Raw genomic sequence first — 11,542 nt, forward strand, 5'->3', positions numbered from 1 at the left:
TTGCTGTAAGCCCGGAAAACAGCTTCTCAGCCTGCATACTCCCGCCTCTTATCTCGGTCAAACCCGAAGCAACACGTCTCCTACCGTCCTCCTAAAAGAACAAATAAGCGCGATAATTGTGAGCAGAAGCTCGTCGACAGAGTCTGAGAAGCCGAATATCGACTTCTCAGCAGACCATCCTGCGCGTCCATGCACAGATAAAAAAAGAACCCGCAAAATTGCGAAGTTCTTGTCAGTCCTATGAGTTACAGATGATTTTCTGATAATTCACTGATGATTCACCGTTGATTTTCTGATAATTCACTGATGATTCGCCGTTGCTTACCGATACTTTCCTGATGTATTATTGATATTTCTTAATAAACGCAATCGCATTGGCAATATCTACTTCAGGCTTCTCCCCAACTTCACGCTCAATGGTCAAATAGCCCGTGTAACCAATGTCACGAAGCGCTTGAAAGTATCGACCGAAATCGACATGACCTTCACCTAGTGCGAGCTCTCGATAATAGGGTCCTGATGTCGCTGCCTCGGCGATAAGCTCGTGACTCATCGGTTGATAACCCAGTGAACCGTAGACTTCACGAGGGTCAGCCTGACGCAGTCGGACACCGTCCTTCACATGCGTGTGGACAATATAATCTTTCAACGTGATAACCCCTTGAACAGGATCATCACCAGTCACCATCACCATATTCGCTGGATCAAAGTTAACGGAAACACCTTTAGTGGACAACGAATCTAGAAAGCTTTTCAAGTGTGCAGCTGTTTCTGGACCGGTTTCTACGGCAAAGTAAGCGCCTAAGCTGCTTGCATACACGCCTAATTCCTCACACGCATGCAGCATCGTTTCATAGATAGGGCCATTGGCCTGATCAGGTACGACACCGATGTGAGTGGTTACGACTTTGGTTCCCAGCTCAACCGCAAGGTCGAGAATACGCTTTGATTTCTCTATTTTGTCGGCATTCACGGACTGATCTTGGAAGCCATGACCGCCCAAATCCCCACACAAAGCAGAGATGCTAAGCCCCAATGACTCGATGTATGCTTTCAGTTCTTTGCGCGCTTGAGGTGATAAGTTCGCCGGGTCCATCTCGCCTGAGACTGCATATATTTGTACCCCGTCTGCGCCGAGCTCTTTGGCTTTCTTCAAACCATCACGCAAGCCTAGTCGCAGACTGTCAACCATAATGCCAATCGGATTCCCCATATTGCATTAACACACCTTTCGTATCGCTGAATTTTATTACCTATTCCACATCTTCCCATAGCCTTCTAATATTTTGCAACCCAATCATCGTACCCATTTTGCATTCCTCCATGCCTTCAAATTCCAAGGAAATGAATCCGTCATAGCCGGAGCTTTTAATAACGCGCAGTACTTCTTTCATATCAATATCACCATGGCCCACAATAGCGCCGCGCAAATGATTGCCTTGTAAGGTCTGGAACCAACCCTTGCCTGGATTTTGGTACGAAGGACGAAGGTAAAAATCTTTCACATGGACCATCGATGCGAAGGGCAGATTATTTTTTACCGCTGCAACGGAATCTTCATCTACGCACATAAAATTGCCCACATCAAGCGTTGTGCGGAAATTGGGACGATCGACGGCTTGAATTAACGTTTGAACGCGGTCACTATGCTGCACAAAGTATCCGTGATTCTCGACGCTCGTTATGATGCCATATTGCGAAGCATAATCAGCAATTTGCCGACAGGCCTCCGCCATACGCTCAAGTTCTTTGTTAAAGTTCGCAATAGAACGATCCTCACTTGATGCGACATCATGGCGCATTCTTTGTACACCAAGCCTTGCAGCGAGATCAACTTCCCCTTTGACCCGTTTAATTTCCTGTTCATAGGCCTCTTGAGAATCCGTTAGAAAGTTTGCTCCAATCGCATAATTAGATATTTCGATGCCACGCGACTGTGCTTTAAGGCGAATCTCATCTGCAAGCTCCAAATTCCCAGGTAAATCAAAGCCAAGGGGTACAATCTCAACATGTTCGCCACCCTGGTCAGCAATCCAATCAATAGCACCAAAAATGTCCATTTCTCCAGCCTTCAGAGCTTGAAATAAACTATACGTACTAACGCCAAGTTTCATATCCGTTCCTCCTTTTCTGATCCTAGATAGTTATAATCTGATTTCCTGACCTTTGGCAGCTGATTCATAAATACCACAAAGAATCTTCATCATGGTAAGTCCATCTTCAACTGGACTAATCGGTGAATTCCCAGTTCTACAACAGGATAAGAAGTGACTGATCTCCTGATTAAAAGCTTCTGTTATGTTAATCGATTTGCTATCTGTCTGTGGCGCTACATTCAAAATGGTATCCAGCATTTCCGTGACGAGGACAAGTTCAGGCTCCAATTCCACTCCGCCTTTATCTCCGTACAGCTTGACCGCGATCTCATCCTTTTTGGCATGAAGGGTAAAGCTAACATCAACCATAAGGGAAGCCCCATTTTCGAACCGAATTAAGGCATTGGCCATATCTTCAACGGTATTCAAATCAACATTATAATCAGCGGCTTTGTAAAAGGAAAGATTGCGCACATTCGCCCGATTTCCCAGCTTGTTATACGTATGACCACTGACCGATACAGGTTTCGGTCTCCCCATTAAGTACCAGCATAAGTCAATTACATGAACACCAATATCGATTAAAGGTCCTCCGCCGGATCGTTCCGAGTCAGCAAACCAGCCTCCTGGATTACCTAATCGACGAAGACACGAAGCTTTGGCATAGTACAATTCTCCCAAATCGCCATTATCGATAAAGCGCTTAACGAGCTGAGCATTGGTATCATATCTCCGTACAAAACCAACCTGCAAAATTTTCCCTGTTTCACGAACAGCGTCTTGAATACGCTCAGCCTCTTCTACGGTTTTACAAAGCGGTTTCTCTACTAAAACATGCTTGCCAGCACGCAAAGCTGCAATACTAATCTCGGCATGTGTATTATTCCATGTACAAATACTTACAGCATCCACTTCTGGATTGGCCAGGAGTTCCCGATAATCCGTGTAAATATGCTCCACATTATATTTGGCGGCTTTATCCTCCGCTCTTTGACGATTCAAATCACATACGGCGACCAATTCTGCGTCTGCTTGCTTCACATAGGACTCAAAGTGCATATCGGATATCGATCCTGCACCGATTACACCAATTTTCATTTTGTTTAGGCTCATTGTAAATACTTGCCTCCTTCGTGTCATATGCAATCAGGATAGCATGATTTTTGCTGAGGTAGAATGCATAGGATGAGCATATCCATGGATTATATGGTCAAAAAAAGGCTTTCATTTAGAATGAGATCTCAGTTCTATGAGCATAAAGCAAATATTAGCAAGTCCAACAATGAAGAAGCTGAACCAAGGAAGAGCGCCCCAACCGAGCATGCTCCCCAAGTCGTACAAATAACCCCCGCCAACATTCCCAATCATAGCGCCGATGGATAAAGCAAAACTGTTAAAACCAAAATAACTGGCTATACTTCCTGTCCCAGCGAATTCAGACACCATTGTATTCATCATTGGCTGCCAAAACACTTGCCCGAGCATTAATGAAATGACCCCCGCATAAATCCCCAACATCGAGCCCGACATCCCAATTGTAAACAGCCCCGCCGAAATAAGTAACGTACCTAGTGACAGCACGCCAAAGGGCTGCATCTTAGTCTGACTTAATTTAGAAAAAGGAACCTGCAATAGTACCATCACAATGGCTCCGCAGCTATAAATGAACCCGATATTGGCTCCTGCAGCAATCTGATTCACTCGAAATGGAACGGCAATGTATAGCTGTGCTACAAGCGACCAGGATATCATAGTAAACACCATGAATCGTATAAAACTGCGGTTCTGCAGCACTTTTTTCATCTGTGGCAAAATACCTACGTATTTGGCTTTTGTTTGTTCAGATTTAATCTGCGGTAAAAAGAAAAGACTTAACATGAACGAAAATACAAAAATCAGCGTGGCCGTTATACTCACATATTGAAAACGAAAACCCATAAAAAACGCGCCTAGTATCGGCCCCACCACAAATCCCAAATTACTTAACATTTCACGTATCGAGTATACCGTAATCCGGTTTTCCGGTGTAGAAAGCGCTGCGTAATAGGCATAACTAGCTGGTTGAAATAATGCTGCGCCTAAACCCGAGAAGAAGCATGCTATGATTAAACCCGGAATATGATCAACGAATCCGAATAATCCGAAACCGAACGTACGAATAAACAAACCTATCAAAATCGTACGCTTATACCCAAGCCTGTCGGCCAATGTGCCGCAGAAAACAGACAACCCTTGTTGACTGAAGCTGCGGATAGCTGATATGACCCCAACCATCGTGACGGTTAGCAGTAGATCATTCAGTAAATACGAAGCAAGCAGAGGAATCATCATATAAAATCCGACCGCCATGCTGAATGTATTCATAAACATGACCCAAAAAGGAAGTTTAATAGCGGTTAGCCTATTCATAGCTGTTAACAAGAGCATTTCCTCATTTCCTTGTACGATGCGATGTGTCAATTTTTACAAGATACATGATCTAACAAGGATTGTATATGGGCTTTCTTTATGTAGGCTTGGGTATATTATTGCTGTTCATATTCAGGGTTTAAATTAACCCAAAAAGGCGGCAGAATACGTTAGATACCGTATTCTGCCGCCTATTCCCTGTTAAGGGATTAACAAGATTTTACCTGTGCTTTTCCTGCTCTCTAAGAGTCTGTGAGCTTCCGCGCCCTCCCTCAAAGGAAAGCATGTAAGGCTCTCTATTTGAATAGTCCCTCGCCGCAGCGCATCAAAAAGTTCGTTTGAACGCTCGATTCTATTCTGCAAGGTGGTCACATGGTTCCACAGGTCTCCTCCCGTCAGCGTTTTTGAGGTGTCCATGAGCATTCTTGGGTCAATAGAAGGTGGATCGCCTCCAGCCATGCCATAGAAAATGACTGCTCCCTTCGTTTTGGCAGCAGCGAAACTATCCATTAACGTGGATCCTACTGAATCGTAAACGGCATTTACGCCGTGACTGTCACTGGACCAAATCTTGACCCCATTTACCCAATCGCTGTCGTAACTTAGAACTTCATCTGCACCGGCTTTTAAGGCTATTTCCCTTTTGGCTTCCGAAGAGGTCAAACCGATGACTCGTGCCCCTTTACTTTTACACAGCTGTGTCAAAATCTGTCCAACGCCACCTGCTGCAGCATGTACGACGATTTCGTCGCCGGATTGAACGCGATAGCTGTCATTCACCAAATAATGCGCCGTCATTCCCTGAAGCAATATACCCGCGGCGTGTTCGAACGTGATAGCCACAGGCAAAGGTATAGCACGATCTATTGGCACAGCAACCAATTCGGCATTGGCAAAAGGAACATCCACGAAGGCAACTCGGTCTCCGACCTTGATTTGGTCCACATTCGAAGCTACTCGTTCGACAATGCCGGCGCCCTCATACCCTAGAATGAAAGGTGGTTGCCCAGCCAAATGATAGTTGCCTCGTCTCCTATATATGTCGGCGAAATTTAAGCCGATGGCTTCCGTTCTCACTAGGATATGGCCTAGTTCTAAGCTGGGCTCAGGAATGTTTACATATTGCAGAACCTCTGGCCCACCAAACTGCTCAAAAATTAGTGCTTTCATTGACTACCTCCAACAGGCTAATCTTGCTAAAAAATTGTATCATATTCCTCTTTTAAAGCAAAAAAGATCAACATCACCAGCGCGTACACTGGACGTTGACCTCTCATCTCTTTGTAGCAACCACCTCTTTGGGTAATGAGGCAAGTTGGGCTGGCTTGTTGATATAATAACCTTGTACTCCCCAACAATTCATTTCCTTTAACATCCTATATTGTTCATATGTCTCGATGCCTTCTGCGATTACTTGCAGGTTCAGTGCATGGGCCATAGCTAAAATGGCTGAAATCAGAGAGACATTCATTTCGCAAATGAAAGACCTGTCAATCTTCAACTTATCTATCGGCAGCAAGGTTAACATGCTTAACGAGGAATAGCCGGTTCCAAAATCATCTAAGGCAATAGTAAAGCCTTCAGCACGCAATTTTCGCAACGTTTGTTGGACATCTTCCATCGAATGAATCGTTTGGCTTTCTGTTATTTCCAACTCTATCCTACGCGGGTCCACATGCTCTTCTTTCAATATTTGAAGCATTTGATCAACGAAAAGATGTTCGTTTAATTGAATCCTCGAAATGTTGACCGAAATTTTAAATTGAGGACCGTATACCGCTTTTAAAAGATGCCAATCCTTACAAGCTTGCCGGATAACCCAGTATCCAATCGGAATAATCAAACCAGTTTCTTCAGCGACCGGAATAAAGTCATTCGGCTGAATCATTCCCATTTCGGCAGAGTTCCATCTTAGCAGAGCCTCAGCTCCAATGAATTCCTCCCGAACCGGATTGTAAATAAGCTGATAAAGCAAATGCAATTCTTCTTTCTCAACCGCGCTTGAGAGAGCAATCTCATGAATGAAATTCTCAACGTGGTCGTATTTAGATGAAGCTTCGTAAATATGATATCTTTTTCTACCCGCCCCTTTGGCCTTATACAAGGCAATGTCCGCTTGTTTTAACAGGGTTTGGACGGTTTCATTATTCACACTTTGAGCCACACCAATACTTACACTTAACTTCAATGGATGATCATTTACTGTAAAGGGAGCCGCAAAAAGTTGATTAATTTGGTCGGCAGTCTCCTCTGCTGATCCAGATTCCCCCATTGCTACAACGACAAATTCATCCCCGCCTAATCGTACAAGTGTATACTCCGTACCAAATTTCTCAACAAGACGATTAGCGACCTCCACGAGTACGGTATCACCTACATCATGTCCGAAAATATCATTAATGTTTTTGAAATAGTCCAGATCAAGTAGATAAATGATTGCTGGATTATGCACATGCTCAAGCAGGAATCTTCGATTATATAGCTTGCTAAGATCGTCATGATAGGCGTAATGATAAAGCAAATTTTCGTGTTGTTTGCGCTCGGTAATATCACGAGTGACAGTAACGATGAACTCCATGTCACCGCTTTTATTAAAAATAGGTGTAAGTATACTTTCTCCGCTTAACATACCATTGGGCAGCACAACGCCATCCTCGTACTTAATGGTTCGTCTTTCTGTAACCACTCTCGTATATTTCTTATGTAAGTAATTCGCCATCTGGCTCGAGTTTGCATCAAAAAATGTTAGTCCAACAGCATCCATTGTAATTCCGCTAAAGTTCGTAGCAGCGCGATTTACATAATAGTATTTTATATCCGATCCATCAACACTCATGATGTAAACCGAGTCTTCCATATTATCCATCATGCTTAGGAGTGTCTTAACATCAAGTAATTTATTCGCAGGATTTATCATACAAACGACTCCTCTATACTCACAACAACCTTATAACTGTCTCTAAGTTGACTGGAATATAGCATTCGACAGAAAACTTCATTTTCCTTCCATACTTTCTTTTAAAGACTATCTTCACCTATTAATTTTAATCTGATTTCCGATTCACTTTTCTCAAAAATTGCAAGGTCCGTTCATTCGTTGAAGCATCAAAAATGTCGGCTGGTGTTCCTCTTTCCACAATCGCGCCTTGGTCCATAAAGACAACTTGGTCCGCTACTTCTTTGGCAAAGCCCATCTCATGTGTCACAATGACCATCGTCATGCCTTCAAAAGCTAGGTCCTTCATCACCTTTAGCACTTCGCCTACCAATTCCGGGTCAAGCGCGGACGTTGGTTCATCGAATAATAGTACCTCAGGATTCATCGCCATGGCCCGAGCAATCCCTACCCGTTGTTGTTGTCCGCCAGACAATTGATGAGGATAATGATCGGCACGATCACTAAGTCCAACCTTAGCTAAGATGGATAAAGCCTTATCCTTAGCAGTTTTCGAGGATTCTTTAAGGACAATAACAGGGCCTTCCATAATATTTTGCAAGACGGTTAGATGGGGAAATAAGTTATAGTTCTGGAACACCATACCCGTGTGTTTACGGATGGAACGGATGTCCGTCTTATTCAATTTGACTTCACCTGAGAATGTCATCGTCGCTTTGGCTATCGAGAGGGTCCCCTGATCTGGAAAGTCCAATAATTTCAGACATCTTAATAGGGTCGTTTTGCCGGAACCAGAAGGTCCGATGACAACGGTCGTGCTCCCTTTTTCAACATCCAAATCAATATGGTTCAAGACGTGGAGGTCATGAAAATGTTTATGTATACCTTCCATTCGAATCATGCTGGCCCCCCCTTTACTTGGCAATGTTTCGTTCATAGTGGATTTCAAGCTTGGATTGGAAATAGGAAAGAACGGTACTGAAAACTAAATAAACGAAGGCTACCTCGATATAAAGCCATAATGGCTCATAAGTAACAGCTGCAATCTGCTGCCCTTTCTGAAACATTTCCGTAACCGTAATCGTGGCGGCTAAAGAAGTGTCTTTGATTAAACTTATGAAAGAATTTCCTAATGGAGGAATAGCGACTCGCACAGCCTGGGGTAAAATGATGCGCCTCATCGCCTGCCATTTCGTCATATTGATCGAATAAGCGGCCTCACTTTGGCCTTTGGGAATCGACAATATCGCGGCGCGAATAATTTCGGAGCTGTAGGCTCCTTTATTTAACGTGAATCCGATAATAGCTGTCGGAAAAGGATCCAGCGTTATTCCCAAACTCGGAAAACCATAAAATAAAATAAACAACTGGACAAGCAATGGCGTGCCGCGGAAAACCCAAACATAGAATCTCGCTATCGTACGTAGAATGGCAAAATCCGATAATCGAGCAAGCGCCGTGATGAAAGCTAAGCTAAGTCCAAGTGCAAATGTGATTAAAGTAAGCGGAACTGTGTACGTAAGCCCCGCCTTTATAATAGGAAAGAAGGAATCGGACAGGATCCCTATAATTCGCTCTAGACGTTCATTTGTCATTAGGTTAGGTCCTTACTTCGTTACGTCTGCATTGAACCATTTTTGCGAAATTTGAACCAATGTACCGTCCGATTTCATGTCTGCCAAAGCTTTATTAACTTTACTGACTAAATCTGTGCTTCCTTTGCGGAATAAAAAGGCGTTACTGGTCGCGGATGGCTCCTCATACACCGTTTTGATCGGCAGCTCGGGACGCTGCTTTTTCAAATCCAAATAGGACAAACTATCGTTAAGCGTCGCATCGATCCTGCCCGAAGTCAGAAGATCGATCGCTTGATTAAAACCCTCCACAACTGTATTTACCGCACCGTGTTCTTCCGCTATTTTCCGATAATTACTATCGAGGGATTGTCCAACCTTCTTGCCTTTAAGGTCATCCAACGTCTTGATATTCGTATTATTGGCATGCACCACAAGAACAGCGCGAGAAACAATATAAGGCGTAGACATGTCGTACTTCTCCAAACGATCAGGGCGAACAGCTACTTCGTTGGCTACCATGTCATACCGCTTCGCATCGAGTCCTGCAATCATGCCATCCCACTTGGTTTCAACAAAACGCGGCGTCATGCCAATCCGTTTACATACCTCTTCTGCTGTCTCAACATCAAAACCTGTAAGCTTGCCAGCCTTATCATGAAAAGTGAAAGGTGCATAAGTACCTTCTGTGCCGATCGTAATTTCGGCTTTACTCGGTGAAGATGCAGACGGTGTTGCGTTTGGTTTAGTCGTACTACAGCCTATTGAAGTCAGGAGAACTGCCGTAACTGCTGTTGTTGCGAGTAATTTTTTCATCCTAATAACCCCCTGTGAAATAACCCTTTTTGAGATAAAGGTATTATTCCCCATGTGAAGGAATTTTAAGTAAAAAAATTGTTTTTGGGGGGGAAAAAGTAAACCAGTGAAAAGTGTAAGCCGAATCAGAATTAGTACGGATTCGTAGATTAACAAGCTACGAGCTGAAGCCCATCAGTAGAATCTGAAGGCCGGAACTCTGCTTCTCAGCCCCCCAAAATCTTCCCAACTCGAAAGAACGTGCTGTGCTACTCTATAGCATCGAACACGAGCATGGCCTTTCCCTGCTGGTTCAAGGAGTGATTTCTGATACATCCCTTTAAGAGTTTCTTGTGCTTTTCTTTGTCGGAACTGAAATTGTTTTTGAACATCGGCAGGTTTGATTGCTCTTCCTAATGCATGGGCAAAACGGATGATTTCTTTTTCCTAAATAATTCTGCTCTATTTCATGGTTAAATACATCTCCAAAGTGTCTGCCAATACATTGCTGGATTAATTGTTCACACATGCGAGGTCGGTTTTTTACGTCATCCTAAGAGAACCGAAAAATCTTCCAACCATCTATAATGAGGTGGTTTTGTCTGATTAATTGGTCGGAGAATTGAGAGCGACTAATATCAGTGAAATGGGGACCAAAGCCATCAATTTCAATCGCTAGTCTGAGAGAGTGGCGAAGGAAGGCGAAATCCAAAAAACGCGTACCGTCGCGAAAATCTTTGATTTCATATTCTGGATGCAAGTCTTGAAAATGTCCAAACGCGCCCACCAAATCTGCTCAAGAAAAAACTTCTCCGCATGTCCATGACCCTCTTTAAGTCGCTATTATTAAATACCACCTCCAGAAAATAAATAATCCGCTCCTCCAGACAGCTTACGCTGTACAGAAAAGCGGTGTGTGCTTCACAACCGTTTGATAATAATTTTATTCAATGATAGCATATCACACAAAATTTAACAATTACGCATTGAGGGGCTATTTTACTTTTCGTTCGTCTCGTTCGGCTAAAACCGTAGGCGCACCGGACTGACTGCTGAGAAGTCGATTTTCGGCTTCTCAGGCTCTGACGGCAAGCTTCGGCTCGCGTAACTCTCGCTGAAAGCGCGGTTTCCGCGCCTATTTGTTCGAGGGCGCCCTCATTTTCCCACAGTAAATGCAAAATAAGCCCCTCCGCCTAGTTCGAGCGGATCAGCGGCCAGATTACTCAGACGATGGAATAGTTAACCCACTCCCCTTGAACCCCACCCATTTTGTCAAAGAACTGTTGAGCTCGTATATTATCAGGAGCCGTTATCCAAGACATATACGCATATCCTTGATCCTTTGAATAACCTTGACATTCTAAAAACAGTTCTGATTCCACTTCTGTTCCTCTATATGGCTCAATGACATAAAGGTCGTTCATGATGGTAATTTTGTCTGCTTTCATCGTACTAAATGCGAAGTATAAGGTAGCAAAGCCGATTAACTTTCCATCTTGTTCTGCGACAAACTGTATTCCTACTTGTTTCTCTAAAAGGGTTTGAATCAACTTATGTATTTTCCCATCGGCTGGCCTAGGTTTCTGATAAAATCCAACGATGTATTCATACATTAATTCGGTCAAGTTTATTTCATCATCAGGTTCTGCGTCTCTTACGATAAGTGGCATTCATAATTCCCTCCATTCGATAATGAATAATTATACATAAATATGCATGTATATTCAATGTAATTATTGTACGTTATTCGAAATAAAAAAGAGAAGCCGCCA

The 11,542-nt window shown here is 43.4% G+C and carries 10 protein-coding genes; all 10 read right to left on the reverse strand.

The features are described 5' to 3' along the window. Nucleotides 1–343: 343 nt before the first annotated feature. Entirely contained in the window at nucleotides 344–1,213 is an 870-nt protein-coding gene (locus tag ASG85_RS30900) for a sugar phosphate isomerase/epimerase family protein (protein ID WP_057306560.1), read from the reverse strand. A 40-nt stretch (nucleotides 1,214–1,253) separates the two neighbouring features. Further along, entirely contained in the window at nucleotides 1,254–2,114 is an 861-nt protein-coding gene (locus tag ASG85_RS30905) for a sugar phosphate isomerase/epimerase family protein (protein WP_057306561.1), read from the reverse strand. Between the two features lie 30 nt (nucleotides 2,115–2,144). Further along, nucleotides 2,145–3,209, reverse strand: coding sequence for a Gfo/Idh/MocA family protein (locus ASG85_RS30910; protein WP_057306562.1), 1,065 nt, complete (start codon nucleotides 3,207–3,209; stop codon nucleotides 2,145–2,147). A 111-nt stretch (nucleotides 3,210–3,320) separates the two neighbouring features. Then, the gene (locus ASG85_RS30915; protein ID WP_057306563.1) at nucleotides 3,321–4,523 is read right to left on the reverse strand and encodes an MDR family MFS transporter; all 1,203 of its coding nucleotides are present in this window, start codon (nucleotides 4,521–4,523) and stop codon (nucleotides 3,321–3,323) included. Between the two features lie 183 nt (nucleotides 4,524–4,706). Then, nucleotides 4,707–5,675, reverse strand: a complete 969-nt coding sequence (locus tag ASG85_RS30920) for a quinone oxidoreductase family protein (protein WP_057306564.1) — start codon at nucleotides 5,673–5,675, stop codon at nucleotides 4,707–4,709. Nucleotides 5,676–5,778: 103 nt separating this feature from the next. After that, nucleotides 5,779–7,422 (reverse strand): putative bifunctional diguanylate cyclase/phosphodiesterase, encoded by a 1,644-nt coding sequence (locus ASG85_RS30925; protein WP_057306565.1) that lies wholly within the window; start codon nucleotides 7,420–7,422, stop codon nucleotides 5,779–5,781. A gap of 127 nt (nucleotides 7,423–7,549) precedes the next feature. Beyond that, nucleotides 7,550–8,302, reverse strand: a complete 753-nt coding sequence (locus ASG85_RS30930; RefSeq protein WP_057306566.1) for an amino acid ABC transporter ATP-binding protein — start codon at nucleotides 8,300–8,302, stop codon at nucleotides 7,550–7,552. Nucleotides 8,303–8,315: 13 nt separating this feature from the next. Continuing rightward, a complete protein-coding gene (locus ASG85_RS30935; protein ID WP_057306567.1) occupies nucleotides 8,316–8,996 on the reverse strand; it encodes an amino acid ABC transporter permease in 681 nt (226 codons plus the stop codon). Between the two features lie 12 nt (nucleotides 8,997–9,008). After that, on the reverse strand, nucleotides 9,009–9,791 hold the full coding sequence (locus ASG85_RS30940) for an amino acid ABC transporter substrate-binding protein (protein WP_057306568.1): 783 nt from the start codon (nucleotides 9,789–9,791) through the stop codon (nucleotides 9,009–9,011). A gap of 1,202 nt (nucleotides 9,792–10,993) precedes the next feature. Next, on the reverse strand, nucleotides 10,994–11,440 hold the full coding sequence (locus tag ASG85_RS30945) for a GNAT family N-acetyltransferase (protein WP_057306569.1): 447 nt from the start codon (nucleotides 11,438–11,440) through the stop codon (nucleotides 10,994–10,996). Nucleotides 11,441–11,542 lie beyond the last annotated feature (102 nt).

This window comes from Paenibacillus sp. Soil724D2, from assembly GCF_001427935.1.
Classification (GTDB): domain Bacteria; phylum Bacillota; class Bacilli; order Paenibacillales; family NBRC-103111; genus Paenibacillus_E.